A 26071-nucleotide genomic window follows, 5' to 3' on the forward strand; every position below is an offset into this window, starting at 1 on the left:
CTTCCATACCGTTTTTATAGATACTCAATTTGTGCCTTAACGAACTTAAAACCCTGAAAACGCAACTATATTTTGTTTTGGGTATTAAAAAAGCACCTATAAGGTGCTCATTAATGGTGCCAGGACCCAGATTTGAACTGGGGACACGGCGATTTTCAGTCGCCTGCTCTACCAACTGAGCTATCCCGGCTTTAAACCCTAATAATCTACCAATTCGTAAGTACCTTATTGAAAAATAAATTGAAATCGCCTTATTTTTCTTTTGTCTAATTTCAAAGGTAATTTGAAAATCATGAAAATGCTAGCTTTCCAATGATTTTGTTGGAAGCAAATTTCATAACTTAGGAATAGCTTTGATCATCCTAACCAATGTTTTATGTGCATCTGAACAGTCTTGAAGAATATGATCGAATTTTATTTCTAATGTCTCGTCATCAATTTTAAGCTGAACAGCTTCTGGGGATAGGCTTATCATTTTTGCTGATTTAAAAGTTTTAATTTTTCCATAATATTTTGCATATGCATTGACAGCATCCTCATGGTCTTTGTTCATATGATTACATATTCTTGTACTTGACTCTTGGGTGATTGGCTCGGAGTTCATAAAATTTTTTTGTTAGTGATTTTAGAAACTTATTAATAAGATAGATAGATTTAAAGAAATTCAGATTAAAAATTTTATAAAGAATTTAATCCTTTATTCATAATAATCCCTGCAAAGCAATACTTGCTACTCCAGCAGCGGGGGGGGTGTTGCATATTTTTATTGGTATGCCAATTTCTCTTTCTCTTATTTTTTTCCAAGTAATATTTTTTGCACCTCCTCCAATAGTAATTATTTGCCGAGGTAAATCAGCTCCTAATTCATTAAGTTTTTGCCAGCCTCTTGCTTCTATTTTCGCTAACCCTTCAAATAATGCATGAAGATAAAGAGAATCACTGACTGGTCTTGGATCAAGTTTAGGTTGTAAATTTGGGTCATCTATTGGAAATCTTTCTCCTTGACTTGACAATGGAAGAAGGTTTAATCCTGATGATTTATTAGGATTTATTTGTTTGCTTAATTCTGCAATATATTCAAGATTAAAGAAGTCTAGTAGTATCGAAGCCCCTGTATTAGATGCTCCACCAGATAGCCAATTCCCTAACAATTTATGATTTGAAATACCTTTTCCCTCCAAGGGGTTATTTACAAATTTTTTAATTACTATTGTGCTACCAAGGATTGTTATCCCATCATTTTTATTAGGGAAAGTAGCTAAAACCCCAGCATTAGAATCTGTAGTTCCTGCTATGACTTTAAGATTTTTTGGTAAACTTAATTCATCTGCTTTTTTAGTACATACATTTCCCATTATTTGACCTGAAGGAATTATTTTCGGAAGACATTTTAACCATTTTAAATTTTGAAAATTTTCTGGCCATGAACTATTTGATATTTCCCAACCCATCCTAATATTGTTACCTTCTTCCCCATACTCCCAATTATTTATAAGCCATCCACTAATCCAATCTGCTTGGTGCCTTAAGATTATTTCATTACCATATAAGGCTAGAAGTTTTAGTGCTCTTCCAACACTTCCACTTACGCTTGATCCTGCACATTCTTTAGTAAATAGATTTCTTATCTCGTATGAATATTCCGAAAATGGTAAGAAATAAGGTAGGGCTTTCCCTAGAGGAACTCCATCTCTATTGCACGCTAGAAGTGTTCCAGAGGTTCCAGCTACTGAACAAGAAACCAACTTTTCTTTGAGATCTCTTGGAATTTGTTGTATTAGAGTTTTGAGGCTATTTATCCAGTCTCCAGATATTTCTAGACCTTTAGAGTATTTTGTTGATGATGTGAATAGTATTTTTTTTTTAACATTAATGATTGCAATCCTTACGCCTGATGTACCAAGATCTATACCAAGTACAAGAGAATTGTTTAACATTTTTTTTATTAAATTCTTTTTATTTGAGCAAACTTAGTTCTTTTGCTTTTTGAGATACGTCCTCCCATGGGAGAAGAATATCCGTTCTGCCAAAATGACCATAGGCCGCGGTATCTCTATAAAAACGTCCACCTCTAATACTTGGTAGGTTTTGAAGATCGAATGCTTTAATAATTGCGCCTGGTCTTAGATCGAATTGATCTTGTACAAGTTGTGTTAGTTCAGAGTCTGAAACCTTTCCTGTCCCAAATGAATCCACAAGTATCGATATAGGTTTTGCGACTCCGATTGCATAACTTAATTGAACTTCAACTTTTTTTGCAAGATTTGCTGCAACTAATGCCTTCGCAACAAATCTTGCTGCATAAGCTGCAGATCTATCAACCTTAGTAGGGTCTTTCCCTGAAAAAGCGCCTCCACCATGTCGAGCATATCCACCATAGGTATCAACAATTATTTTTCTTCCAGTTAGACCTGCGTCGCCTTGGGGTCCCCCAATAACAAATTTCCCTGTGGGATTAACAAGGAAGCGAGTTGATCCTTTAGCAGGTTTCAGAGGCAGGTCTTCGGTAGCAGGCTCAACAACAAATTTCCATAGGTCTTTAGCAATTCTCTTTTGAATTTCCTCTTCAAGAGTTATTCCATCTACTTCGGATTTATGCTGAGTAGAAATCAGTATTGTGTCTATGGAGCATGGTACTCCGTTTTCGTATGAGACACTTACTTGGGTTTTGCCATCAGGTAAAAGATAATCGATTAATTGTTGATGCCTAACTAATGCCAGCCTTCGTGCTAATCGATGAGCGAGACTTATTGGCAATGGCATAAGTTCAGGAGTCTCGTCGCAAGCAAATCCAAACATAATCCCCTGATCACCAGCCCCTACTTGATCGAGCGGATCTGTTGAATGGTCTTCAGCTTCATTTACACCTTGAGCTATATCTGAAGACTGTTGGTCAAGTGCGACTAGAACGGCGCAACTATTAGCATCGAATCCGCCATCACTTGCACTTCTATATCCAATGTTTTTGATAACTTCTCTGACAAGCTTATTAAAATCCACCTCTGCTTTTGAAGTTATTTCTCCAGTTATTAAACATAAGCCAGTATTAACAACTGCTTCACATGCGACTCTGCTGGTTGGATCTTCACTGAGGCATGCATCTAAAACTGCGTCACTCACTTGATCACAGATTTTGTCTGGATGCCCTTCAGTGACAGATTCAGATGTGAAAACGTATCTACTCATTTAAAATATTAATATTCAATATTTTAATAGCTTGAATGAATTTTTAATTCATTTAATTTTTCTATAAGAAATTTCTTTTCAGTCAGAACTGGGGGGGTTTGCCAGCCACCATTAAAACCAACTACTATTGTTATGCCAGCTTCTTTGGCCATTCTTAAATCAGTATCTGCATCTGAAATAAGAGCACAATCTGACGGGTTAAAGTTCATTTTTTTGCAAAGTTCTATAACTGCTTCTGGATTGGGTTTAGAAGGTTTATTTTCAGCACTCCAATGATAATCAAATATACCTTCCAATTTATTTCTGCAAATAAATTCTTCAATCCCTACTTGTGTATCATTTGTCATTAATGCAATAGATACTCCTTCTTTTTTTAGAGAAACCAATAGATCTAAAGCTCCTGAAATTAGATTTCTATGCTTCTGCGCATTACCTTTTTGATTAAAAAGGTAAATATCTACTTCATCGAAGATTTCTTTACCTATTGAAAGTGATTGAAACCAATCGAAACCAAATAAAGTAAAGATTGTCGCAGTTGATATAATGTTTTGCTCTCTAGAAGCTATAGCTAAACTTGCATTAGCTGAAAGATAATTTTTCTTTAATCCATAAACAGAAATAAGCAATTTTTTTAATAACCAAATTTTAATATTGTTTAGTTTTAATTTTTTAAGTTTATCTTCAAAAAAATTTATCCTAGTTTTAGCCAGTTCTAATAAGCACTCCTCACTATTTGATAAGGTCCCATCCTTATCAAATATTACTGCCTTAATAAAACCAACAGAGCTATTTTTTATTAATAGTTCTGCCATTTCAATAAATGTAAATAATCAAATAGTCATTACTGCAATAGGATCTTCTCCTTCTTCTGCTTGCTCAAGAAGCATTTGTTTGTATCTCGCTGCCATCTCTTCAGCCTTATCAAAAACTTTTTGAGGGTCAGTCAGCATGTCTCCAGGTTCTGGTTCAAGCGCCTTCGTCGATAGAGAAATTCTTCCTCTTTCAGCGTCTAGATCAATAATCATGACCTTCATTTGATCATTGACATTTAATACGGAGTGAGGAGTTTCAATATGCTCATGGCTTATTTCAGAGATGTGAAGAAGTCCACTTACGCCACCAATGTCTATAAATGCACCATAAGGTTTAATTCCTCTGACTGCTCCTACAACAACTTCTCCAACTTCAAGGCGATTCATTTTTCTCTCGACTAAAGCCCTGCGATGACTTAAAACAAGCCTATTCCTTTCTTCATCAACTTCTAAGAATTTCAATGGCAAGAAATCAGCAACTAGTTCTTCTTTCGCCTTTCTAGTGCTTATGTGTGATCCAGGAATAAATCCTCTGAGCCCTTCAACTCGAACAAGTGCACCGCCTCTATTTGTAGCAAAAACCTCGGAATAAATTGTTGCATCTTCTTTTTGTAATTGTCTAACTCTTTCCCAAGCTCGTTGATATTCAATTCTCCTGATAGATAAGGATAATTGGCCATCCTCATTTTCCTCAGTCATTATAAAAAATTCTCTAATTTCTGAGGGCTGTAAAACATCACTCAGACCCTCGACTCTATTTATTGAGACTTCTTGCATAGGCATAAAAGCAGCTGTTTTCGCTCCGATGTCAATCATTGCTCCTTTCGATTCAAGAGCAAAAACTGTTCCATTGACGATGTCACCAGGTTTAAAATTGTAGTCGTATTTACTTAGTAAAGATGCAAATTCATCAAGTGTGAAACCTGCAGTTTCAAGATCACTCTTATTAATTCTGCTTGAAGAGTCATCAGCAGCAGGAATGTTTTTTGGAATATCGTCTTCTTTTAATTCAGTAATTGAATTTTCTTCAAACTCTGCAATTGTGGCATTTGAAACAGTTTCTTCAGGTATAGATGTCTCTTTTTCAGGATTTTTTTCTTCAATTTTGCTTGCTGGATTTTCAGACATGCTTGAATGGCGGTCTGCCTTTTTAGAACAGTGCGATAGGAATACAAAATGGCCCGCCGACCAAATTGAGATTAAATTCTACTTTATTGATAGGTCTTTCTAGTTAAATAACTGATGCCAATTGTTCTTTTTTTATTGGTTTTAGTGCTTCAAGGGTTTTCATGAAATCATTAATTCCATTAAACTGTCTATAAACAGATGCAAATCTGATATAAGCAACTTCATTAATATCTTTTAAATGTGTAAGAACCATTTCTCCAATTTCAATTGATTTGATCTCTTTACAAACTCCTTGATGGAGTTCTAGCTCTATTTCGTCAACAATAAATTCAATTTTAGATCCATGTATAAGTGTTTTTTCACAGGCTCTGTTTAGGCCATTAATTATTTTACTTCGATTAAATAATTCTTTTGCTCCGCTTCTTTTTAAAACATTAATTGGTGTTGTTTCTACTCTTTCATAAGTAGTAAATCGGAAGTCGCAATTTAAGCACTCCCTTCTTCTTCTTACGCTTCTTCCAGAATCAGCCGAACGAGATTCAAGAACTCGACTGTCTGTATTTTGACAAGATGGGCACTGCATGCAGCCCTTTTTAACGATTTAACTAACTTTAAACATTTATTTGGCTTCTGAGAAGGGGTAGATTAAATAAAACTACTTTTAGACTTAAAATATTTTTTTAATTTCAAGTAAATAACAATAAAAAAAGCCCTGAATTTTCAGGGCTTTTTTTATTGTTATTTACTTGTCGTATTTCGGAGGATCACGAAATGCGACAGCAAAGAAGAGCGTTACAAGTGCCAAAGTAAGTATTAGCACGTAGGAGAAAGCTTCCATCTAAGTTCTCGGTATAAAGGGGGATAAAGAATCCTGATTTAGGCTCGACCAGGAACTCGGCGGGTAGATTCGTCTCCAAGTTTTTTGAAGAGACCAAACTCAACCTGATCCCCAAGCTCTGGATCGATACCTGAGAATCTGTCGCCAAATAGAGTCCTAGCGGCGTGCCACCAGTGCCCGAAGAGGAATAGTAAGCCAAAACACAAGTGAGCATAAGTGAACCAGGCTCTTGGAGAGCTTCTGAATACACCATCTGACTTGTATCTATCTCTGTCAAACTTGAAGGCCTCTCCAAGCTGAGATTTTCTAGCTAGACGTTTAACTATTACTGGATCAGTAAATGTTTGTCCATTTAATTCACCACCATAAACAGTAGCTGTGACTCCAGTTTGTTCAATGGAGTACTTAGCTTCGGCTCGACGGAAAGGAATGTCAGCTTTGACATTCCCATCCTTGTCTTCAAGAATGACAGGGAAGTTCTCAAAGAAATTTGGAATTCTTCTTACTTCTAAGTCATTGCCATCGCTATCAGTAAATGAGATGTGACCTTGCCATCCACTCGGAACTCCATCTCCATTAACCATTGCACCAACTCTAAATAGTCCTCCTTTGGCGGGACTATTACCTACATAGTCGTAGAAAGCAAGTTGCTCAGGAATAGATGCATAAGCCTCAGCTTTCGATGCACCATCATTCATAGATTCTTGCACTCTGCGGTTGATTTCAGTTTTGAAATAACCAGAATCCCATTGATATCTAGTAGGACCAAATAATTCCACTGGAGTTGTTGCTGATCCATACCACATTGTTCCAGCAACTACGAAGGATACAAAAAGAACAGCTGCCAAAGCACTTGCTAGAACGCCTTCAAGACTTCCTAGCTTTAGAGCCCTGTAGAGCCTTTCTCCAGGTCTATTGGTGATATGGAATATTCCACCAATTATTCCTAAAAGTCCTGCCCCAACATGATTGGCGACAATTCCTCCAGCATTGAATGGATTAAATCCTTCTGCACCCCAGACTGGAGCAACTTTTTCTACATGCCCAGTTAATCCATATGGATCAGAAACCCATATGCCTACTGATGAACAATGAAATGCACCAAAGCCAAAGCATGTAAGGCCTGCTAAGAAAAGATGAATTCCAAATATTCTTGGAAGATCTAAAGCTGGCTCTCCAGTGCGGGAATCTTCCCACAATTCAAGGTCCCAATATGTCCAGTGCCATACGGCAGCAAGCATCAGGAGACCACTGAAAACTATATGAGCTGCAGCAACACCTTCGAAGCTCCAGAAACCGGGGTCAACTCCGGTTGCTCCAGTTATATCCCATCCGTTCCAGCTGCCTGTAATTCCTAGGCGGGCCATAAAGGGCATGACATACATGCCTTGGCGCCACATTGGATTAAGTACTGGATCAGAAGGATCAAAAATGGCCAATTCATATAAGGCCATTGAGCCGGCCCAGCCGGCTAACAAAGCAGTATGCATGAGGTGCACGGCCAAGAGACGGCCGGGGTCGTTGATAACGACTGTGTGCACCCGATACCAGGGCAATCCCATGGGTCAGGTTCGTATAACGAAGCTGCTTAATGCAGCAAGACTCGCATGATCGTAAATGGTATTGCTTGAGTTAATGCACAGGATGTAGAGACCTGAAATGACTTTTGACACTATTGAGTCAAATCTAGCTGGTTTTGAGGGGCTGAAAATTGAGAATAGACAGTCGCAGACTAGAAAAAATTAAAAAAAAAAGAAAAAGAAGAATTTTTCGAATTTCAATTGATTTTGTAATTTTAAGACGTTTTCTTACCAAATTAATTTTAAAAAATTAAAAATCCGAGCTTAAATCAACATGAAATCGATAGTTTGAAAATTATTTTTCTTGGCTTTTCAAATCTAAAATAATTGACAAACTTTTTAAAATTATAATTTTTCGGCAAATTACAAAATCTCAGTCTCTTTGATTTAAAACCCAGTTTTTCTGCTGAAGGGATATATAGTTTATTTCAGTAAAATTTGTTCTGAGTAAAAACCTCGGTTATGGAAACCACTAGTTTTGGCTTTGCCGCAAGTCTTTTATTTGTTGGAGTACCAACTATTTTTCTTATCGGTTTATTTGTTTCTACCAGTGATGGTGAGAAATCAAGCTTTTATTCTGATACCAGCAAGGGTAGATTGAGCCCTGAGCCTAAAAAGTGATTTAGGACTTTTCTAATCAAAGATCTCAAGTTTTTGCTCGAGGTCAATATCACTACTGAGGTTTTACCGTAAAGGTATTGCTTCAAAGTTTTAATATCAAATTAAACGACTAAGATAATTGGTTCTTATTGAGGATGAGTTCAAAAAATAATAGATGGATATTAACAAAAACAGTTCTTCCCCAGCACACTGACCATGCAGGGGTAATGTGGCATGGCTCTTATTTAAACTTTTTAGAAGAGGGGAGAATTGATGCTTTGGATAAAATTGGACATTCGTATACAAAACTATCTGAAAAGGGTTTCGAAATTCCAGTCGTTTCAATTCAACTTAGATATAAAATATCTTTTATTCATGGTGAAAAGATTCTTTTAGCGAGTCAATTTAAGCTGGAAAATAAAATACGACTTACTTGTAAAACTTTATTCTTAAAATCAAATGGTGATATTGGCGCTGAGGCAATAATAGGACTTGTTGTTGTAAGAAAAACAAATGAATCTATAAAGTTAGTAAGAGAATTACCAGTACAAATTAAAAATATATTATTAATGCTAGAAGAGGGACCAAAACTTTAAGGAATTGAAGAATCTATTATGTTTAAATCCATTCCAGGTGACGCTTTTCTTAAATGGAGAAAAAAAATGATATTGATAGGCGGTAGGAAAGTTGATTTTGATTGGCTTTTGGATATGGTCGCTGGAGTCTCTTGGGCTAAATTGCAAAGCATTATTTTGAATCCTGAGAAGTTTATTTCCTTAGATATCTCAACTGATGAATTAGAAGTTATTTGGAAATCTCATTTAAAAGATCAAACCCCACTTCAGTATTTGATCTCTAAGTGCCCTTGGAGAGATGTTGAGTTAGAGGTTTCAGCAGAGGCTCTTATCCCTAGGCAAGAAACAGAATTTTTGATTGATATTGCTTTGAAAAAAATTATTAATTTTGATTCTGGAAGATGGGCTGATCTTGGTACAGGCTCTGGAGCTATTGCAGTATCTTTAGCTAAATCTCTTCCTAATTGGAATGGATACGCAACTGATATTAGTAATGAAGCATTAGAACTAGCAAAAAGAAATTTAAAAGCTATTGTGCCAAATGCGAATGTGAGATTTTCTTTGGGTGATTGGTGGGAACCTTTGAAAAGATGGAGGGGAAGATTTGATTTGGTTTTAAGTAATCCTCCTTATATACCCTCCTATTTAGTTGAAGAGTTAGAACCAGTTGTTAAAAACCATGAGCCAATTATTGCTTTGGATGGTGGAGAGGATGGAATGAATGCTTCTAGAAAAATCATCCTTGGAGCATTAAATGGACTTGCCAAAGGAGGTTGGTTGATTCTTGAACATCATTATGATCAAAGTGAAAAGATAACTAGTTTTATGAAGAATATTGGAATGGAAGAAGTTTCTTTTGAAAAAGATTTAAGTGGAATCAAGCGCTATGCAATTTGTCGCAGAAAATGAAATGATCACTCAGCAATTTGGAATCTTTGACTTGGCTTTAAAGTTGAAAAAGGGATCTTTAGCTTTATTTCCTACTGATACTTTGCCAGCACTGTGTTCATACCCAAAATACTCAAAAAAAATTTGGACTATTAAGAAAAGGCCTTCAAGTAAGCCACTTATCCTGATGGGAGGTTGCTCGGATGATTTGTTTGAATTTGTTCATCCTTGTGCTTTGGAAGAAAGCTTGCAATTGGCAAAAATCTATTGGCCTGGAGCATTAACAATGGTTTTGCCAACAATAGGCAATTTTTCTAAATATTTGAATGCTAATTCAAATGCTGTTGGTTTCAGAGTCCCCGCACTAAGAATTGCAAGAGATTTGCTTATGCAAACTGGTCCTCTTGCAACTACAAGTGCAAACATTTCTGGAGAAACACCTGTCAAAGATGCGATGGAAGCTTCGATTCAATTCCCGGAGATTCCAATACTGGCTCCTATCCCTTGGCCAAGTTCTTCTGGCATGGCAAGCACAGTTGTTGAATGGAAAAATGGCAAGTGGAATTTGTTAAGGCCTGGTTCAGTCGTTTTGAAATAAAAGTAACGAATGATTTATCTTTTATTAATAGTTTTGATAGTGCAATCAATTTTTTGGTGGCTTTTTAGACTCCCCATAATGAGTTTTGATTGGATTTTTCAATTAAAATTTTTCAACCTGTTTATTGCAGCTTTTTTGATTTGGATAATCTCCGGTAAATCTAAATAGTTCCTTCAGTTCTTTTTTTAAATGCCGGCTAACAGATTTGAACTGATGACCTTCGCTTTACAAAAGCGCTGCTCTACCGCTGAGCTAAGCCGGCAATCTTTTTATCCTACCTAAAAAAGTAATCTAAAAGTTAATCCATTTAAGAAATTTGTGGAAATACTTTTTAATCTCATCCAACAAATCAATGCCATTTTGAAATTGATTAAGAGTTTTGATCTTTGCCTTCAGTTTCTGGAGAATCTACTTCTGACTGATTCTTAGGCTCTTTAAGTTGGATTTGCCCAGTCATAGTTCTTTTTATTGGTAGGTTTGCAACTAATGCGGTCATGCGATCCTCTGTCTCAAGACTTACTGCTCCTTCATCCACATCTATCTCTACATACTTTGCGACCACCTCAAGTATTTCTTTTCTCATTTGATCTAAAAGTTCTGTACTGAGATCTGATCGATCATGAGCCAGAACAAGTTGCAACCGCTCTCTCGCGGTACTAGCGCTAGCAGGCTGTCTACGTAGTAACTTGTTGATAATGTCTCTAAGTGTCATTGCCATTGCTTTAGAAAATTTTTGTTTGCATTAGTCTTCTAAATTTCGCACCAAATCCAGAAATCTCCTCTGCTGGATCAATAAGTGGAATATCTTCTCCTTGTAATCTCTTTGCAATATTTAGATAACATTTAGCTGCTGGGGAATTAACGCTATTTAAAGTTAGTGGCTCACCTCGGTTTGTACTTACAATTACTTGTTCATCCTCTAGCACAAGGCCAAGTAAAGGTAAGGCTAAAATATCAGTCACATCATCGATAGAAAGCATTTCTTGGTTGGCCATCATCTTTGGCCTAACTCGATTAAGAACTAATTGGACTGGTTTAATGGAATTTGTGTTCAGTAGACCAATTACTCTGTCTGCATCTCTTACTGCTGATACCTCAGGGTTGGTAACTACAATTGCTTCTTGAGAGGCTGCCATAGCATTTTTAAATCCATCCTCAACTCCTGCAGGGCAGTCAATTAAAACGTAATTGAACTGTTCTTTTAACATATCTACTATGCACTTCATATCATCGGGTTTTAACCAATCAAGCATTCTTGGATTCCCCGCAGGAAGTAAAGATAGATTGGATTCTTGCTTGTGCTTCACTAAGGCCTGATCAAGTCTGCATTCCTCCTCTAGAACTTCTTGAGCCGTATATACAATTCGATTTTCAAGACCTAATAGTAAATCCAAATTTCTCAGACCAAAGTCTGCGTCTAAAACAGCAGTGGTTAACCCCTGCCTTGCTAATGAAATGCCAAGATTAGCTGTCAGGGTTGTCTTGCCAACCCCACCCTTTCCTGAGCAAATAAGAATGACACGTGTATCTGTCGCCACTGACCTCCTTGGATTCGACAAACTTTAGTTCGATTTTGATGAAGAAAAAAGCTTTATTGTTAGATCGGTTGCATTGGGTTTGCTTTTGAAGACATCTTTAAGCATTTATGAAGTAATTTTTTCTTGCTTTTTGTCCAAAACCATACTGGTTTTTGTTTTCTAATTATGTGGTCTCCAGTGGGGAAATTATAATTTCTTCAGAATCGATTCTTGCTTGTTCTGCAAGACCAAATTGAGGCTTCTCCTTAGGACCTCTAGCAACTTTATTAGCGATTCTTAGTTGAACAGGGCTAAGTTGAAGTGCGGATATTTTTGCTTTAGAGTTTCCTTTGTTGCCTGCATGAGCAATCCCAAGTAATCTTCCCCAAATAATTATATTTCCCTCTGCGCTAACATTTGCCCCTGGATTAACATCTCCAAGGATTAACAAATCCCCAGGACTTTCAATATATTCTCCTGACCTGACAGTTCCTTGATGAAAGTGAGTTTTTAAAAAAGTTGGATTTCTCTTGTTTATCTCTGAGGTATTTTTTGAAGAACTTTCAATAAATTGAGATTTATAACCTAGTGATTGAGAGCTTACAATCGTCTTTGGAGATGATGAGCAAAAACAAATAATCTTACAATTATATTGATTCGCAATTTCAATGATTTCTGATATCTCTTTACATGAAAGATCGATATTTTCAGCATCTATTTCTAAATTATTTGACTTAAGTGTATTTAATTTATTTTTTAAATCTATTTTCCAATTAGGATAGTTTCTACCCTCTATATTGATTATTATTTTTTGACTTTTTGAATTCATTTCTAATTGTGTTTCATTTTTAGGTTCTCAATTTCTATTTTTAATTCAATTTCTATTTCTTTTGGATAAATCAACCATGAAGATTGATTAGGCTGAATTAATCTATCAACTAATGGTGAAACTCTCTCTAGAGCTTGTAACTTATCTCCGTCCCATAAACGAAGTCCATGTTTATAAGGATGGTAACTTTTCACTACTTGTTCTCTTAATCCACAGGATATATCTGGCTCAAGGTAATATTTTTCAGATAGTTTTCTAGCTTTTGCTAGAGATTCTAGTCTCGTCTCTAAAGTAAAGGAGGATATATTTAGTGCTTTTAATAAATTTCTATGTATAAAGCGCTTACAGAGATTAGATAGATTGTTGGAACTACAATCTTGCCATTTATGGATATGATATCCAGTTACTGTGTCATCATTAGATAAAAAACTTTCTAGGCTCATTTTTTCATGATTCCAAAGCCATTCAGACATGCTTTTATCTGCCCATAAGCTTTGTGGCCCAATTTTTCTTGCTGTTTTTATAATTTGCTCTAATAACCAATTACAAACTTCATTTAATCGATGATTGTACACGCTTCTATACATTAGATTCCTTATAACTAAATAATGCTCAACTGCCATTAATCCTTTTGGGTGTATTGCTAAATCTCCATCAGGTGAAATTGTCATTGCTGAAATTATCCGGTCTATATCTAACTGACCATATCTTGCCCCAGTTGTATAACTATCTCTCATTAAATAATCAAGTCGATCACAGTCTAGCTGACTACTAATTAACGAAATTATTGATTTTTTTTCAGCTTTTCCCGATTGAATTAAATCTGAAATTGCTTTTGCATTTCCTTTCCCATATTTATTAAGTATCGTAGTTATTTCTTTACATGAATTTATTAATTTAGCGGTCCAATATTCATGTTTTATCTTGAAAATTTCCTCACTTGTGTGACTGAGTGGTCCATGACCTAGATCATGTAAAAGCGCAGCACCATAAATAATGAATTTATGCTCTTTTAATCCAGAATCAATACTTAATAAATGATTGATCGCTCTTCTTGCCAGATGAAATACACCAAGAGAATGAGTGAACCTGCTTGATTCTGCACCATGAAATGTCAAGTAAGCAGGACCTAACTGTTTGATTCTTCGTAACCTTTGAAATGGGGAGGAATCTATTAATTCCATCACCATTTTTTCCTCTGGAATCGAACTATTTAATGTAATGGATTGATGAAGAGGGTCGTAATAAGTTCGTGACGACATGACTTATTCAATTTCTTGGCTTATTAATTGTTCTTCTTTCACTAAAGTCTCTTTTGATAATTTTTCTGAGACTTCTTCTTTGTCCAAGGTGGCTTGCATTATCAGCTCTGCATCTAAAAGCCATCTATCTTCATCAGAGCCTGGATTAAGTGGCTCTGGCATTTCCAAGAGGCGATCAGGATCAATTCCTAGATTTTGTATGTCTCTTCCACTAGGAGTTAGATAACTAGCAACTGTTACAGCTAAACCACTGCCATCACTAAGATTGGTCAAAGATTGTATGAGGCCTTTCCCAAAAGTTTTATTACCTATGAGTTCAGATCTTTTATTATCCTGAAGAGCACCAGCAAGAATTTCACTAGCACTTGCTGTCCCCTCATTTACAAGAGTAACCATTGGCCCATCATAAATAGTTTCTAGTCCAGAACTGATGGGATCATTTATGGAATCTCTTTTTTTTGTTTCAACAATCGGCATATCGCTGAGGAAATCGTCAGCAACTGCGAGTCCAGAACTTACAAGACCTCCAGAATTATTTCTTAGGTCCAAAATTAGTCCATCTATGTCTTTCCCAGAAAGTTCTTCCAATGCTTCCTTGACTTGCTCAGGGACTCCCTCACTAAATTGTGTAATTCTTAAATAACCAAATGTATGTGATTCGTTCCTTATTCTCTTAGTTCTAACTGGTCTTAAATCAACACTTCTTCTTTCTAAAGAAATTTCTTTTATTTCATTGTCAGGTTGCTCTAATTCAACGATTACTTGTGTTCCAGTTTGGCCTCTCAATTTTGCGGCTGTTGCTTCTAGACCTAGTTGTTTTGGGGATTGCCCGTTGACTTTTTTTATAATCGTTCCACTTGTAATTCCTGCATCCGATGCTGGAGAGCCTTCAAGAGGAGATATTACGACTATGTCTCCATCTTCTTTTCTCGCTCCTAATTGAAGTCCAACTCCATTGATTTCACTACCTATGTTACTTTTCTTCATCGCCTCGTAATCAACTGGTCTTAATAAGCGCGTATATGGATCTCCAAGAGGAAGAAGCATTGCTTCAATAGCTGAATAGGCTTGTTGAGAATTGTTTATTGGCTTTTCAAGAGCTTTTTGACGAAGTTTTTTCCATTGAATTTCATCAAATTTCTTAGGATCTAAATAACCCGCATTTACTTGATTCCATGCCTCAATAACAAGCAATTGTCCATCATTTAGGGCAAAAGCGGGCTGAGTAAAGACTTGAAATAAAATCCCAAAGCTAATTAATACTGCAAAAAGTCTTTGCAGTGGCTTAGTTAAAGATTTAACAGATGAGAGCATTGGATTGATCTTTTGCGGCGACCAAGGGGCACATCGAGTAAGATATTTGAAAGTACAGTGAATAAGTGGATGGCGAACTCTTCACCGGTTTATGACTGGTTCCAGGAACGTCTTGAGATACAGGACATAGCTGATGATGTCACTTCAAAATACGTTCCTCCACATGTCAACATTTTCTATTGTCTTGGTGGCATAACACTGGTTTGTTTTTTGATTCAATTCGCGACTGGATTCGCGATGACCTTTTACTACAAACCTACAGTAACTGAAGCTTATAGCTCTGTTAGTTATCTGATGACAGATGTGAGTTTTGGTTGGTTGATTAGATCAGTCCACAGATGGAGTGCCTCAATGATGGTACTCATGCTTATTTTGCATGTTTTTCGCGTTTATTTGACTGGTGGATTTAAAAGACCTAGAGAATTGACATGGATAACTGGAGTGGTTATGGCAGTAATCACAGTTGCTTTTGGAGTTACAGGATATTCATTGCCTTGGGATCAAGTTGGTTATTGGGCAGTTAAAATTGTCTCTGGAGTCCCAGCAGCTATCCCAGTTATTGGAGACTTTATGGTCGAACTTCTTAGAGGTGGTGAGAGCGTTGGACAGTCAACTTTGACAAGGTTTTATAGTCTTCACACTTTTGTGATGCCATGGCTGTTAGCAGTTTTTATGTTGATGCATTTTCTAATGATTAGAAAACAAGGAATCTCCGGTCCCTTATAATTAAAAAAAGATTTATCTAAACAACCCTTACCTTAATTCTTTTAAACCTTTCTTAAACCATGTCTACTCTTAAGAAACCTGATTTAACCGATACAAAATTAAGAGCAAAACTTGCTAAAGGTATGGGACACAATTATTACGGAGAACCAGCATGGCCTAATGACCTATTATATATCTTCCCAGTGGTTATTCTTGGGACTATTGCTTGTGTTGTCGGTTTAGCAGTTTTAGATCCTGCATTCCTTGGAGATAAAGCAAATCCTTTTGCAACTCCATTAGAGATTCTCCCTGAATGGTATTTATATCCTGTTTTTCAGATTTTAAGAGTTGTACCTAATAAGTTACTTGGAATTGCTCTGCAGACTTTGATACCATTAGGATTAATGATTCTTCCTTTTATTGAAAACATAAATAAATTTGCTAATCCTTTTAGAAGACCAGTTGCAATGTCATTATTTTTATTTGGAACTGTTTTGACAATGTATTTAGGTATAGGAGCCTGCCTACCAATTGATAAATCTCTTACTTTAGGTTTGTTTTAGAATTCTTCCTCTAAGTCCAGCATCAATACATCATCAGGCTCAGCTCTTAACAAATGATGCATTAATAAAAATCCAACAATAGTCCATGTTTGATAAGTCCTAGATTGTTGTCCTACCCAAGTACCAGTTGGCCCATCAAAATATTCTGCCCATTTTTGTCTTGGGAGTTGGTTCAATTGACTCCAATAACATTCTTCAATAAGAGCCCGCATTTGTCCCATGAGTAAAACATCAGCTTTTGGATATCGTTTTTCATGAAGCAATATAGAAGCACCAAAAAACCATAAAAGACTAGGCCAATGTCCCCCATTGTGGTAGCTCCATGGCCAGTTTTTTGGGTCTGAACCTGTTTTGTTTTGCCATTCTTCGATATCCATTGGAGGATGGCATATCCTCATTGGCATTTGTGCCATGAGGTGTTCACGGTTATGTAGAACCAGACGAAACAATGCTCTCTGTTGAGGTGCTGTCAATACTCCAAACATGCATGCTAATGAATTCCCCAAGCTGTAAAAACGAAAATCTGGTCTACCAGTTCTTATATTTCCAATAAGGTATCCACCTCTATTTTCAAGCCAATCCTGAAGCCATGAAGGGACTACTTGGGGTTGGACATTGAATTCATTTTGATGTTGATCTTCACCGTATTGTTCTGTAGGCCTTCTTCTAAGAACTTGCATCGTTTTACTTGTAACCCAATAATGCTTCAAAAGAAATTGGCGAAGATCATGCACCCACTGACGTGTTAAAACAAGCCTCTGATCGAGCAATCGACTTTTTTGATGTTTTCTGCTTAGTTCCATTAGTTGTATGCAGCTTTTTAAAGATGCATGCAACAAAACTTCTACCTCAAGAGGAGCTCCCCAAACATCCATGGGTCGATCGATCATAAATGAACAATCTGGCACGAATAAAACTGGATTTCCCTCGAAAGTTGGATGCAAAACTAAATCAAGAAGAAGTTGCACACCTCTTTGCACTTGTTGACTCGTCCCAAAACTTTGATCACCACTTTTTCTCACATACAGCCAACAAAGGATTGGCCACCACAAGCTTGCATCAGCAGAGGTAATTCTTCCAATAGACCTCTGACCATAATCTGCTATTAATTTCCCTTTTTCTTCAACAAAACTTGTTGGGAAAACCCCTCGAGTTTGATAAGTGGTACTTTGCAAATCGAGACTTACTGTCAAAAATTTTTTGACTATGTCATATCTTTTTTGAGTTAAGAGATAGATCATTACAGGGACGTTATCCCTTAAAAAGATTTCTCCGTAATTAAGAGCATCATTTTTTGTTGGATGCTCTAAGGCCGCGACACTGCCTGCAATATCTCCAGAAATTTGAATCAGAGTTTTTTCAAAATGTTCTTTAGCTCTTGCAACAACTTTGTCTTCATTCGAGTTGGGGCGTACCCTTTGGTTCTGTTGGCTAAAACGTGCGGGCATTAAGATAATCTGTTGCCATCGCTAAAAGCTAGTTATGGCTTACTCATTTGATATTGATAGTAAGAGGTAAAACATTTCATTTGCAACTTTGTTGCAAGTAAGTACTTCGAGGGTCTAGAATATTCTTCTGCGCAAAAGTTATTCTGGAGCGTACTCAGTTAGCGAAAATTACGAAAGTTTTTTTAGTTAAGTGGGAGTTTTACAACATTTGAAGACTAAACCCTTCCGTGCTGTAAGCTGAAAAACGGTCGAAAGATCGAAAATGTTCTTGGCTTTTTAAGTCAAAAACATTGCACCTAGACAACTTAAAAGTTTAGGAACTGACGCTTTTATCGCGTCTGATTCATTTTTGAATCGGATGTATTGCGATAAAGGTGTGAGGTCCCGTCAAAAAGAAATTAGTTGCATGATTTTGTCACTATTTCGAATTGGAGTTTCACGGCTCTTTTTTGATATATGGTGTTACAGACTCAGAGCAACGACGGATCTGAGATCCGGGAAAGTCACGAAGATAAAACTTAGTGCACTCTTTAGAACCCTTATTAAAACCAAGGTGGCAACAATCACAATCAGTACGCCAGTGCTGAATTAAGTGGGAGAAGCAAATCAGACTGAGTAGAAATTATTTTTACAATAGGGCCTGACTACAACGGAGAGTTTGATCCTGGCTCAGGATGAACGCTGGCGGCGTGCTTAACACATGCAAGTCGAACGAACCTTCGGGTTAGTGGCGGACGGGTGAGTAACGCGTGGGAATCTGCCCTCAGGAGGGGGATAACGGTTGGAAACGACCGCTAATACCCCATATGCCGAGAGGTGAAATGAATTTCGCCTGAGGATGAGCCCGCGTCTGATTAGCTTGTTGGTGAGGTAATGGCTCACCAAGGCATCGATCAGTAGCTGGTCTGAGAGGATGATCAGCCACACTGGGACTGAGACACGGCCCAGACTCCTACGGGAGGCAGCAGTGGGGAATTTTCCGCAATGGGCGAAAGCCTGACGGAGCAACGCCGCGTGAGGGACGAAGGCCTCTGGGCTGTAAACCTCTTTTCTCAAGGAAGAAGATATGACGGTACTTGAGGAATAAGCCACGGCTAATTCCGTGCCAGCAGCCGCGGTAATACGGGAGTGGCAAGCTTTATCCGGAATTATTGGGCGTAAAGCGTCCGCAGGCGGCCTTCCAAGTCTGCTGTTAAAGCGTGGAGCTTAACTCCATCATGGCAGTGGAAACTGATTGGCTTGAGTATGGTAGGGGCAGAGGGAATTCCCGGTGTAGCGGTGAAATGCGTAGATATCGGGAAGAACACCAGTGGCGAAGGCGCTCTGCTGGGCCATTACTGACGCTCATGGACGAAAGCCAGGGGAGCGAAAGGGATTAGATACCCCTGTAGTCCTGGCCGTAAACGATGAACACTAGGTGTCGGGGGAATCGACCCCTTCGGTGTCGTAGCTAACGCGTTAAGTGTTCCGCCTGGGGAGTACGCACGCAAGTGTGAAACTCAAAGGAATTGACGGGGGCCCGCACAAGCGGTGGAGTATGTGGTTTAATTCGATGCAACGCGAAGAACCTTACCAGGGCTTGACATCCTGCGAACCTTTAAGAAATTAGAGGGTGCCTTCGGGAACGCAGTGACAGGTGGTGCATGGCTGTCGTCAGCTCGTGTCGTGAGATGTTGGGTTAAGTCCCGCAACGAGCGCAACCCACGTTTTTAGTTGCCAGCATTCAGTTGGGCACTCTAGAAAGACCGCCGGTGATAAACCGGAGGAAGGTGTGGATGACGTCAAGTCATCATGCCCCTTACGTCCTGGGCTACACACGTACTACAATGCTACGGACAAAGGGCAGCAAACTCGCGAGAGCTAGCAAATCCCATAAACCGTGGCTCAGTTCAGATCGTAGGCTGCAACTCGCCTACGTGAAGTAGGAATCGCTAGTAATCGCAGGTCAGCATACTGCGGTGAATACGTTCCCGGGCCTTGTACACACCGCCCGTCACACCATGGAAGTTGGCCACGCCCGAAGTCGTTACTTTAACCCTTGTGGAGAAGGACGCCGAAGGTGGGGCTGATGACTGGGGTGAAGTCGTAACAAGGTAGCCGTACCGGAAGGTGCGGCTGGATCACCTCCTAACAGGGAGACAATAAATTGATTGTGATGTCTAAGTCATTTATTCTTAGGCCACAATCCTGTCACCTTAAGGTCGATCGGTACCTCAGGTTTTTGAATTAGTTTTATAATTAATTCTTTGATTTCAGTTCCTAAACTTGTCTAGGTCACACCCAACAAAGGTTTCTCCTGGGCCATTAGCTCAGGTGGTTAGAGCGCACCCCTGATAAGGGTGAGGTCCCTGGTTCAAGTCCAGGATGGCCCATTCGTTGTTGGGGGTATAGCTCAGTTGGTAGAGCGCCTGCTTTGCAAGCAGGATGTCAGCGGTTCGAGTCCGCTTACCTCCACTGAAAACTATCCTGATAACTAAATTTCGGAGAAAAATTTGTAGAAGTGGCTTAGAATTGTCTGTCTGAAAAGAACCTAGCTTCTTGTCATCTTTTTATAGTTGATAACATGCTGGGCTCGCATGGATTAATTCCATGAGAAATCAGTAGAACCTTGAAAACTGCATAGATTAGAAAGAATAAAGCATCTCATGGATGCATAATTCTGATTTTTTTAATTTAGCCTCAAAACTAAATTACTTAGATCTAGAATTCATGTTTAATTCTTGAGTAAAAGCCGAGCACAATTGATTTTGTGATTGTATTTAAGGTCAAGCTACAAAGGGCTCATGGCGGATACCTTGGCACACAGAGGCGATGAAGGACGTGGTTACCTGCGATATGTCTCGGGGAGCTGGATACACGCTTTGATCCGGGAATTTCCGAATGGGGCAACCCTTAGAACGGCCAGCTGAATATATAGGCTGGCACGAGCCAACCCAGCGAACTGAAACATCTTAGTAGCTGGAGGAAAGGAAAGTAAATAACGACTCCCTAAGTAGCGGCGAGCGAACGGGGACTAGCCCAAACCGATAGTTTCGACTATCGGGGTTGTGGGACAGAAACGTGGACTAACAAACCTAGAAGAAGCGCTTGAATGGCGCGCCACAGAGGGTGAAAGCCCCGTAATCGAAAGGAGAGTTAGCCTATCTGTATCCCGAGTAGCACGGAGCACGTGGAATTCCGTGTGAATCTACGAGGACCACCTCGTAAGGCTAAGTACTCCTGTGTGACCGATAGTGAAACAGTACCGTGAGGGAAAGGTGAAAAGAACCCCGGGAGGGGAGTGAAATAGAACATGAAACCATGAGCCTACAAGCAATGGGAGCCCGACTTATCGGGTGACCGTGTGCCTGTTGAAGAATGAGCCGGCGACTTATATGCACTGGCGGGTTAAACCGAGAATGGTGGAGCCATAGCGAAAGCGAGTCTGAATAGGGCGTTTTGTCAGTGTTTATAGACCCGAACCCTGGTGATCTAACCATGGCCAGGATGAAGCTTGGGTGATACCAAGTGGAGGTCCCAACCGACTGACGTTGAAAAGTCACCGGATGAGCTGTGGTTAGGGGTGAAATGCCAATCGAACCAGGAGCTAGCTGGTTCTCCCCGAAATACGTTGAGGCGTAGCGTCTAGTGCTCCAGCAGGGGGGTAAAGCGACCATTTCGGTGCGGGCTGCGAGAGCGGTACCAAATCGTGATGAACTCTGAATACCCTGTGTGTAACTAGGCAGTCAGACTGTGGGGGATAAGCTCCATAGTCGAAAGGGAAACAGCCCAGACCGCCAGCTAAGGTCCCAAAATCAACACTAAGTGATAAAGGAGGTGGGATTGCCCAGACAACCAGGAGGTTTGCTTAGAAGCAGCCATCCTCAAAGGAGTGCGTAATAGCCCACTGGTCGAGCGATCCTGCGCCGAAAATGAACGGGGCTAAGTGTTGTACCGAAGCTGCGGATTTATTTATAAATGGTAGGGGAGCGTTCTATGTGGGGTGAAGCGTTAGCGTAAGCGGGCGTGGACTGCATAGAAGTGAGAATGTCGGCTTGAGTAGCGAAAACATGGGTGAGAATCCCATGCCCCGAAACCCTAAGGGTTCCTCCGGCAGGCTCGTCCGCGGAGGGTTAGTCTGGTCCTAAGGTCAGGCCGAAAGGCGTAGTCGATGGATAACAGGTCAATATTCCTGTACCAGTTATGTTTTGGGAAGGGGGACGGAGAAGGCTAGCCAATCCAGATGTTGGTTACTGGTTCAAGCGTTCAAGGCTTTGAGGAACGGAGAAAACGTTCTGAGCTGAGGCGTGAGTACGAGCTGCTACGGCAGCGAAGTTGGTGACGTCATGCTTCCAAGAAAATCCCTATACCCGCTAAGGCATAATTGCCAGTACCCGAAACCGACACAGGTGGGGTGGTAGAGAATACCGAGGGGCGCGAGATAACTCTCTCTAAGGAACTCGGCAAAATGGTCCCGTAACTTCGGGAGAAGGGATGCCAGCGCAAGCTGGTCGCAGTGAAGAGGCCCAGGCGACTGTTTACCAAAAACACAGGTCTCCGCTAAGTCGCAAGACGATGTATGGGGGCTGACACCTGCCCAGTGCCGGAAGGTTAAGGAAGCTGGTTAGCGTAAGCGAAGCTAGTGACTGAAGCCCCGGTGAACGGCGGCCGTAACTATAACGGTCCTAAGGTAGCGAAATTCCTTGTCGGGTAAGTTCCGACCCGCACGAAAGGTGTAACGATCTGGGCGCTGTCTCGGAGAGAGGCTCGGCGAAATAGAATTGTCTGTGAAGATGCGGACTACATACACCAGGACAGAAAGACCCTATGAAGCTTTACTGCAGGTTGGTATTGCTCTCGGGCTCTGAATGCGCAGGATAGGTGGGAGACTTTGAAGTGGTGCTTTTGGGTGCTACTGAGTCAATGGTGAGATACCACTCTTTCAGAGCTAGAGATCTAACATTTACCCGTTATCCGGGAAATGGACAGTATCTGCTGGGCAGTTTGACTGGGGCGGTCGCCTCCTAAAAGGTAACGGAGGCGCACAAAGGTTTCCTCAGGCTGGTTGGAAATCAGTCGTCGAGTGCAAAAGCAGAAGGAAGCTTGACTGTGAGACCTACAAGTCGAACAGGGACGAAAGTCGGTTTTAGTGATCCGACGGTTCTCAGTGGAAGGGCCGTCGCTCAACGGATAAAAGTTACTCTAGGGATAACAGGCTGATCTCCCCCAAGAGTTCACATCGACGGGGAGGTTTGGCACCTCGATGTCGGCTCATCGCAACCTGGGGCTGAAGTCGGTCCCAAGGGTTGGGCTGTTCGCCCATTAAAGCGGTACGCGAGCTGGGTTCAGAACGTCGTGAGACAGTTCGGTCCATATCCGGTGTATGCGCAGGAATATTGAGAGGATTTCTCCCTAGTACGAGAGGACCGGGAGGAACGCACCTCTGGTGTACCAGTTATCGTGCCAACGGTAAACGCTGGGTAGCCATGTGCGGAGTGGATAACCGCTGAAAGCATCTAAGTGGGAAGCCCACCTCAAGATGAGTATTCCCATGGTTTAAACCAGTAAGATCACGGGAAGAACACCCGTTGATAGGCTCTACGTGGAAGTCTGGTAACAGATGCAGCGGAGGAGTACTAATAGATCGAGGGCTTGACCTTCTTTTGCTTTTACTCAATTTATTGCTTTATTCTTTTTGTTTATTTTTTAATAATTTCTATGCAGTCTTCAGGGTTCATAAATAACACTATCCTGGTGTTCATGGCGATGTGGAACCACTCCGATCCATCTCGAACTCGGTTGTGAAACGCATCAGCGGCGACGATATTTGGGGGGTAGCCCCCTGAGAAAATAGCTCAATGCCAGGTAAAATATTATAAAGAAGGGTCTCTAGGGGCCCTTCTTTTATGGAAAATTATTTTTGGCAATTAGGACACCAGTGTGTGCTCCTTCCACAGATCTTTTCTCGCAATATCTTTTCTCCACATTTTTTACAATTTTTACCGCTTCGTCTATATACCCAAGCTTGTCCGCCATAATTTCCATTAATTCCCTCTAAATCTCTAAAGTCACTAAAAGTTGTGCCTCCCTCTCCAATACTTATATTTAAAATTTTGACCAGACTATTGCAAAGCCTTTTTAATTCAGTACTTTTTAAATTTCTACTTTCTTTTTTTGGATTAATCCCTGCATCAAATAATGTTTCATCTGCATAGATATTTCCAACTCCAGCAACAGTTTCTTGATCTAATAAAGCAGATTTAATTGAGCGAGTTTTTTTCTTCAAATATTCTTCTAAATAATGACTATTAAAATCATCACTAAATGGCTCTGGGCCTAATCTTTTAATTCCAGATACTATCTCCGGAATTGATCTTGACGAGGGCACGTGCCACATTTGCCCAAAATTCCTAATATCTATAAAACGGAGTTCTCTCCCTCTCTCATCAAAAAATCTCACTCTCGTATGCTTGCATGCTAAAACTTCTTTCTCAAGTAATTTAAATTGGCCTGTCATTCTTAAGTGAACAACTAAAAAACCTTTGCTAAATTTTTCTTTTGTAAGCAGGGATCCTATTAAATATTTACCTCTTCTTTCCCAACTACCCAAATAACTATTTTTAACACTAACTATGAAACTTTTTGATCCCCCATTACTTGCTATTGATCGCTCTTTTAATACTTCTATTCTTTCAATATAAAAATCATTTAAAAGTTTCTCAAGTCCTTTTCTAACTGTCTCAACTTCAGGTAATTCTGGCAAAAGTATTAATACTGCTAACTTGCTGCAGCTTCTAATTCTTTTACTGAAAATTGACTGGTATTGGCTCCACCATCAACACCGCTAAAAGCTTTGAAATCACATTTATCGAATTTGACAGTTACTGGGTATCTCATTAATGGAGATTTATCTATAGAGACTATTTCTCCAATTTGATTGAACCAGTATGATTCTTGGCGCAAGATGCGAACCTTATCTTTTCTTGCAAAGCTCATCTGACTTACCTAAAAGACTTTAATATCATTATTATCTATCAGAACAGGAGATATTTGTAGATGTGTCACAGACTGTCGCTGGCATTTTAAAAAATTAGATCTTTTTTAAAAGATTTTTTACTTAAAGACATAAATAATTCATATTGATTCCTGGGCAAATTTTCAATTAGCTTTGAAATGTTAATCCTTTAAAGATTTTTTTGTGATACCACAGCCATCGTTAGACCCATCTTCTCTTAGCTTTGATTTGCCTGACCCTGATCAAGATGACCTAAGTAATATTGATTTCATAAAGAGATTAGAGAATGCATGGTCAATATGTGAGCAGTTTGATTTGCAAACAGAAATTTGGCGAGGAAGAATCTTACGTGTTGTAAGAGATAGAGAAAAGAGAGGCGGGGATGGCAGAGGTACAGGTTTTTTGCAGTGGCTTAGGGAGATGGATATTAGTAAAAGCAAAGCCTATTCCCTTATCCAACTAGCTGATTCCTCTGATAATCTCGTGGTTGATGGAATTCTTGAAGAAGCGAGTGTAAATAATTTTTCTAAAAGAGCTTTTATAGAAACAGCCCAAGCTGAGCCTGAGATTCAACATATGATTTCTGAGGCTGCTAATGAAGGGAGGGACATAACAAGAAGACAAGTAAAGAGTTTAACTGATCAATTCATGGCCGCAACCAGCACTCTTTTGCCTGATGAAATTAGAGAAAAAACACAATCAAATTTATTGCCAGCCAAGTTTGTGGCGCCACTAGTAAGAGAATTATCCAAGTTGACGCCTATTCAGCAGGAAGAAATCTGCGAAACTTTAAGAGAAAATCCTGAAATTGAGTCAGTAAAAGATATGACGAATACTGCTAAATGGATGGGCAAGTCTTTAGATGCATCTTTAGCATTGAGGGCTTTTCAAAATAAGAATTTAAATTTAGATAAAGCTACTCAAGAAGCTCTCAGGTTGGATTCCTTAGGATTACTTTCAGATGCTTTTGGACAAGCAAAAACTATAGAGAGTTCTATTTTGAAGTTTCATTCTGCTTGGAAAAGATTAGAAGGCTTGCAAGAGAGACTATGGGTCGAGTCGGGTAGTAGCACTCCATATTTAAGAGAGCTTTTAGACACCCTTCAAACGCTCACTGGTTCAACAATAAGAGTTTCTCTTGGAGAACTTTCAGGAGGAAAAAGATTGAGATTACAACTTGTTGAGGAAGACTCTGAAAGATTGGAACCTCCCTCTCTTGAAATAAATAAATAAT

23 protein-coding genes, 4 tRNA genes and 3 rRNA genes are annotated in these 26071 nt (G+C 39.4%); 12 read left to right on the forward strand and 18 right to left on the reverse strand.

From position 1 onward, the window contains the following. Nucleotides 1-114: 114 nt before the first annotated feature. The 9 genes from PMN2A_RS01830 to psbB form a co-directional block, all read right to left on the reverse strand. Nucleotides 115-190, reverse strand: a tRNA-Phe gene (locus PMN2A_RS01830). 144 nt (nucleotides 191-334) lie between these two features. Next, nucleotides 335-604: a DUF2470 domain-containing protein gene (locus PMN2A_RS01835; RefSeq protein ID WP_011294319.1), complete on the reverse strand. Its 270-nt coding sequence runs from the start codon at nucleotides 602-604 to the stop codon at nucleotides 335-337. A gap of 97 nt (nucleotides 605-701) precedes the next feature. After that, entirely contained in the window at nucleotides 702-1937 is a 1236-nt protein-coding gene (locus PMN2A_RS01840; RefSeq protein WP_011294320.1) for an FGGY-family carbohydrate kinase, read from the reverse strand. 19 nt (nucleotides 1938-1956) lie between these two features. Continuing rightward, nucleotides 1957-3186, reverse strand: coding sequence for a methionine adenosyltransferase (metK, locus tag PMN2A_RS01845; protein WP_011294321.1), 1230 nt, complete (start codon nucleotides 3184-3186; stop codon nucleotides 1957-1959). Nucleotides 3187-3209: 23 nt separating this feature from the next. After that, the gene (locus tag PMN2A_RS01850; RefSeq protein WP_011294322.1) at nucleotides 3210-3998 is read right to left on the reverse strand and encodes an HAD family hydrolase; all 789 of its coding nucleotides are present in this window, start codon (nucleotides 3996-3998) and stop codon (nucleotides 3210-3212) included. Nucleotides 3999-4016: 18 nt separating this feature from the next. Next, on the reverse strand, nucleotides 4017-5126 hold the full coding sequence (locus tag PMN2A_RS01855; protein WP_011294323.1) for a 30S ribosomal protein S1: 1110 nt from the start codon (nucleotides 5124-5126) through the stop codon (nucleotides 4017-4019). Nucleotides 5127-5229: 103 nt separating this feature from the next. Beyond that, nucleotides 5230-5709 carry a transcriptional regulator NrdR gene (nrdR, locus tag PMN2A_RS01860; RefSeq protein ID WP_011294324.1) on the reverse strand — a complete coding sequence of 160 codons (480 nt, stop codon included), beginning with the start codon at nucleotides 5707-5709 and terminating at the stop codon, nucleotides 5230-5232. 159 nt (nucleotides 5710-5868) lie between these two features. Further along, nucleotides 5869-5964, reverse strand: coding sequence for a photosystem II reaction center protein T (locus PMN2A_RS10045; protein ID WP_011294325.1), 96 nt, complete (start codon nucleotides 5962-5964; stop codon nucleotides 5869-5871). Nucleotides 5965-6002: 38 nt separating this feature from the next. Beyond that, on the reverse strand, nucleotides 6003-7526 hold the full coding sequence (gene psbB, locus PMN2A_RS01865; protein WP_011294326.1) for a photosystem II chlorophyll-binding protein CP47: 1524 nt from the start codon (nucleotides 7524-7526) through the stop codon (nucleotides 6003-6005). Nucleotides 7527-8006: 480 nt separating this feature from the next. Between psbB and psbM the strand changes: the two genes are divergently transcribed. The 4 genes from psbM to PMN2A_RS01885 all read left to right on the forward strand — a co-directional run bounded on the left by psbM (nucleotide 8007) and on the right by PMN2A_RS01885 (nucleotide 10205). Then, a complete protein-coding gene (gene psbM / locus PMN2A_RS01870) occupies nucleotides 8007-8165 on the forward strand; it encodes a photosystem II reaction center protein PsbM (protein WP_011294327.1) in 159 nt (52 codons plus the stop codon). Nucleotides 8166-8299: 134 nt separating this feature from the next. Then, nucleotides 8300-8740 (forward strand): acyl-CoA thioesterase, encoded by a 441-nt coding sequence (locus PMN2A_RS01875; RefSeq protein WP_011294328.1) that lies wholly within the window; start codon nucleotides 8300-8302, stop codon nucleotides 8738-8740. A 66-nt stretch (nucleotides 8741-8806) separates the two neighbouring features. After that, nucleotides 8807-9628, forward strand: a complete 822-nt coding sequence (gene prmC / locus PMN2A_RS01880) for a peptide chain release factor N(5)-glutamine methyltransferase (protein WP_011294329.1) — start codon at nucleotides 8807-8809, stop codon at nucleotides 9626-9628. Further along, complete coding sequence (locus PMN2A_RS01885) at nucleotides 9591-10205, forward strand: L-threonylcarbamoyladenylate synthase (RefSeq protein ID WP_225866318.1); 615 nt, start codon at nucleotides 9591-9593, stop codon at nucleotides 10203-10205. Before prmC ends, PMN2A_RS01885 begins: the two co-directional genes overlap by 38 nt. Nucleotides 10206-10395: 190 nt before the next feature. On the opposite strand, the gene PMN2A_RS01890 is transcribed toward PMN2A_RS01885, so the two are convergent. From PMN2A_RS01890 to ctpZ, 6 genes are all read right to left on the reverse strand, one after another. Further along, a tRNA-Thr gene (locus tag PMN2A_RS01890) sits at nucleotides 10396-10467 on the reverse strand. Nucleotides 10468-10575: 108 nt separating this feature from the next. Further along, complete coding sequence (gene minE, locus PMN2A_RS01895; protein ID WP_011294331.1) at nucleotides 10576-10923, reverse strand: cell division topological specificity factor MinE; 348 nt, start codon at nucleotides 10921-10923, stop codon at nucleotides 10576-10578. A gap of 4 nt (nucleotides 10924-10927) precedes the next feature. Continuing rightward, nucleotides 10928-11743, reverse strand: a complete 816-nt coding sequence (gene minD / locus PMN2A_RS01900) for a septum site-determining protein MinD (RefSeq protein ID WP_011294332.1) — start codon at nucleotides 11741-11743, stop codon at nucleotides 10928-10930. A gap of 163 nt (nucleotides 11744-11906) precedes the next feature. After that, nucleotides 11907-12551, reverse strand: a complete 645-nt coding sequence (gene minC, locus PMN2A_RS01905; RefSeq protein ID WP_011294333.1) for a septum site-determining protein MinC — start codon at nucleotides 12549-12551, stop codon at nucleotides 11907-11909. Between the two features lie 2 nt (nucleotides 12552-12553). After that, nucleotides 12554-13813: an HD domain-containing protein gene (locus PMN2A_RS01910; protein WP_011294334.1), complete on the reverse strand. Its 1260-nt coding sequence runs from the start codon at nucleotides 13811-13813 to the stop codon at nucleotides 12554-12556. 3 nt (nucleotides 13814-13816) lie between these two features. Continuing rightward, nucleotides 13817-15127: a carboxyl-terminal processing protease CtpZ gene (ctpZ, locus tag PMN2A_RS01915; RefSeq protein WP_011294335.1), complete on the reverse strand. Its 1311-nt coding sequence runs from the start codon at nucleotides 15125-15127 to the stop codon at nucleotides 13817-13819. A 69-nt stretch (nucleotides 15128-15196) separates the two neighbouring features. On the opposite strand from ctpZ, the gene petB reads away from it, so the two are divergent. Together petB and petD are read left to right on the forward strand one after the other, a co-directional pair. Next, nucleotides 15197-15853 (forward strand): cytochrome b6, encoded by a 657-nt coding sequence (gene petB / locus PMN2A_RS01920; protein ID WP_011294336.1) that lies wholly within the window; start codon nucleotides 15197-15199, stop codon nucleotides 15851-15853. 59 nt (nucleotides 15854-15912) lie between these two features. Next, a complete protein-coding gene (gene petD, locus PMN2A_RS01925; RefSeq protein WP_011294337.1) occupies nucleotides 15913-16395 on the forward strand; it encodes a cytochrome b6-f complex subunit IV in 483 nt (160 codons plus the stop codon). On the opposite strand, the gene PMN2A_RS01930 is transcribed toward petD, so the two are convergent. Then, a complete protein-coding gene (locus tag PMN2A_RS01930) occupies nucleotides 16392-17843 on the reverse strand; it encodes a glycoside hydrolase 100 family protein (RefSeq protein ID WP_011294338.1) in 1452 nt (483 codons plus the stop codon). The genes petD and PMN2A_RS01930 overlap by 4 nt on opposite strands. 646 nt (nucleotides 17844-18489) lie before the next feature. On the opposite strand from PMN2A_RS01930, the gene PMN2A_RS01935 reads away from it, so the two are divergent. The 5 genes from PMN2A_RS01935 to rrf all read left to right on the forward strand — a co-directional run bounded on the left by PMN2A_RS01935 (nucleotide 18490) and on the right by rrf (nucleotide 23689). Continuing rightward, nucleotides 18490-19974: ribosomal RNA gene (locus tag PMN2A_RS01935) — 16S ribosomal RNA — on the forward strand. Between the two features lie 167 nt (nucleotides 19975-20141). Next, a tRNA-Ile gene (locus PMN2A_RS01940) sits at nucleotides 20142-20215 on the forward strand. Nucleotides 20216-20224: 9 nt separating this feature from the next. Further along, nucleotides 20225-20297 (forward strand) — tRNA-Ala (locus PMN2A_RS01945). A 309-nt stretch (nucleotides 20298-20606) separates the two neighbouring features. Beyond that, nucleotides 20607-23482 (forward strand): 23S ribosomal RNA (locus PMN2A_RS01950). A gap of 90 nt (nucleotides 23483-23572) precedes the next feature. Next, a 5S ribosomal RNA gene (rrf, locus tag PMN2A_RS01955) occupies nucleotides 23573-23689 on the forward strand. Together the 16S, 23S and 5S rRNA genes with 2 tRNA genes alongside form the textbook arrangement of a ribosomal RNA operon. 47 nt (nucleotides 23690-23736) lie before the next feature. Here the strand turns inward: rrf and PMN2A_RS01960 are convergent. Together PMN2A_RS01960 and PMN2A_RS01965 are read right to left on the reverse strand one after the other, a co-directional pair. Then, nucleotides 23737-24585: a DNA-formamidopyrimidine glycosylase gene (locus PMN2A_RS01960; RefSeq protein ID WP_011294339.1), complete on the reverse strand. Its 849-nt coding sequence runs from the start codon at nucleotides 24583-24585 to the stop codon at nucleotides 23737-23739. A 14-nt stretch (nucleotides 24586-24599) separates the two neighbouring features. Further along, complete coding sequence (locus tag PMN2A_RS01965; protein ID WP_011294340.1) at nucleotides 24600-24818, reverse strand: photosystem I reaction center subunit IV; 219 nt, start codon at nucleotides 24816-24818, stop codon at nucleotides 24600-24602. A gap of 202 nt (nucleotides 24819-25020) precedes the next feature. Between PMN2A_RS01965 and PMN2A_RS01970 the strand changes: the two genes are divergently transcribed. After that, on the forward strand, nucleotides 25021-26070 hold the full coding sequence (locus tag PMN2A_RS01970) for a hypothetical protein (protein ID WP_011294341.1): 1050 nt from the start codon (nucleotides 25021-25023) through the stop codon (nucleotides 26068-26070). The last annotated feature ends 1 nt before the right edge of the window (nucleotide 26071 follow it).

The organism is Prochlorococcus marinus str. NATL2A, assembly GCF_000012465.1.
Taxonomy (GTDB): domain Bacteria; phylum Cyanobacteriota; class Cyanobacteriia; order PCC-6307; family Cyanobiaceae; genus Prochlorococcus_B; species Prochlorococcus_B marinus_B.

Excerpts from the sequence above, each read along its gene's own strand:
- PMN2A_RS01835 (WP_011294319.1), bottom strand. The coding sequence starts at position 604 with ATGAACTCCGAGCCAATCACCCAAGAGTCAAGTACAAGAATATGTAAT.
- PMN2A_RS01840 (WP_011294320.1), bottom strand. The coding sequence starts at position 1,937 with ATGTTAAACAATTCTCTTGTACTTGGTATAGATCTTGGTACATCAGGC.
- metK (WP_011294321.1), bottom strand. The coding sequence starts at position 3,186 with ATGAGTAGATACGTTTTCACATCTGAATCTGTCACTGAAGGGCATCCA.
- PMN2A_RS01850 (WP_011294322.1), bottom strand. The coding sequence starts at position 3,998 with ATGGCAGAACTATTAATAAAAAATAGCTCTGTTGGTTTTATTAAGGCA.
- PMN2A_RS01855 (WP_011294323.1), bottom strand. The coding sequence starts at position 5,126 with ATGTCTGAAAATCCAGCAAGCAAAATTGAAGAAAAAAATCCTGAAAAA.
- nrdR (WP_011294324.1), bottom strand. The coding sequence starts at position 5,709 with ATGCAGTGCCCATCTTGTCAAAATACAGACAGTCGAGTTCTTGAATCT.
- PMN2A_RS10045 (WP_011294325.1), bottom strand. The coding sequence starts at position 5,964 with ATGGAAGCTTTCTCCTACGTGCTAATACTTACTTTGGCACTTGTAACG.
- psbB (WP_011294326.1), bottom strand. The coding sequence starts at position 7,526 with ATGGGATTGCCCTGGTATCGGGTGCACACAGTCGTTATCAACGACCCC.
- psbM (WP_011294327.1), top strand. The coding sequence starts at position 8,007 with ATGGAAACCACTAGTTTTGGCTTTGCCGCAAGTCTTTTATTTGTTGGA.
- PMN2A_RS01875 (WP_011294328.1), top strand. The coding sequence starts at position 8,300 with ATGAGTTCAAAAAATAATAGATGGATATTAACAAAAACAGTTCTTCCC.
- prmC (WP_011294329.1), top strand. The coding sequence starts at position 8,807 with ATGATATTGATAGGCGGTAGGAAAGTTGATTTTGATTGGCTTTTGGAT.
- minE (WP_011294331.1), bottom strand. The coding sequence starts at position 10,923 with ATGGCAATGACACTTAGAGACATTATCAACAAGTTACTACGTAGACAG.
- minC (WP_011294333.1), bottom strand. The coding sequence starts at position 12,551 with ATGAATTCAAAAAGTCAAAAAATAATAATCAATATAGAGGGTAGAAAC.
- PMN2A_RS01910 (WP_011294334.1), bottom strand. The coding sequence starts at position 13,813 with ATGTCGTCACGAACTTATTACGACCCTCTTCATCAATCCATTACATTA.
- ctpZ (WP_011294335.1), bottom strand. The coding sequence starts at position 15,127 with ATGCTCTCATCTGTTAAATCTTTAACTAAGCCACTGCAAAGACTTTTT.
- petB (WP_011294336.1), top strand. The coding sequence starts at position 15,197 with ATGGCGAACTCTTCACCGGTTTATGACTGGTTCCAGGAACGTCTTGAG.
- petD (WP_011294337.1), top strand. The coding sequence starts at position 15,913 with ATGTCTACTCTTAAGAAACCTGATTTAACCGATACAAAATTAAGAGCA.
- PMN2A_RS01930 (WP_011294338.1), bottom strand. The coding sequence starts at position 17,843 with ATGCCCGCACGTTTTAGCCAACAGAACCAAAGGGTACGCCCCAACTCG.
- PMN2A_RS01965 (WP_011294340.1), bottom strand. The coding sequence starts at position 24,818 with ATGAGCTTTGCAAGAAAAGATAAGGTTCGCATCTTGCGCCAAGAATCA.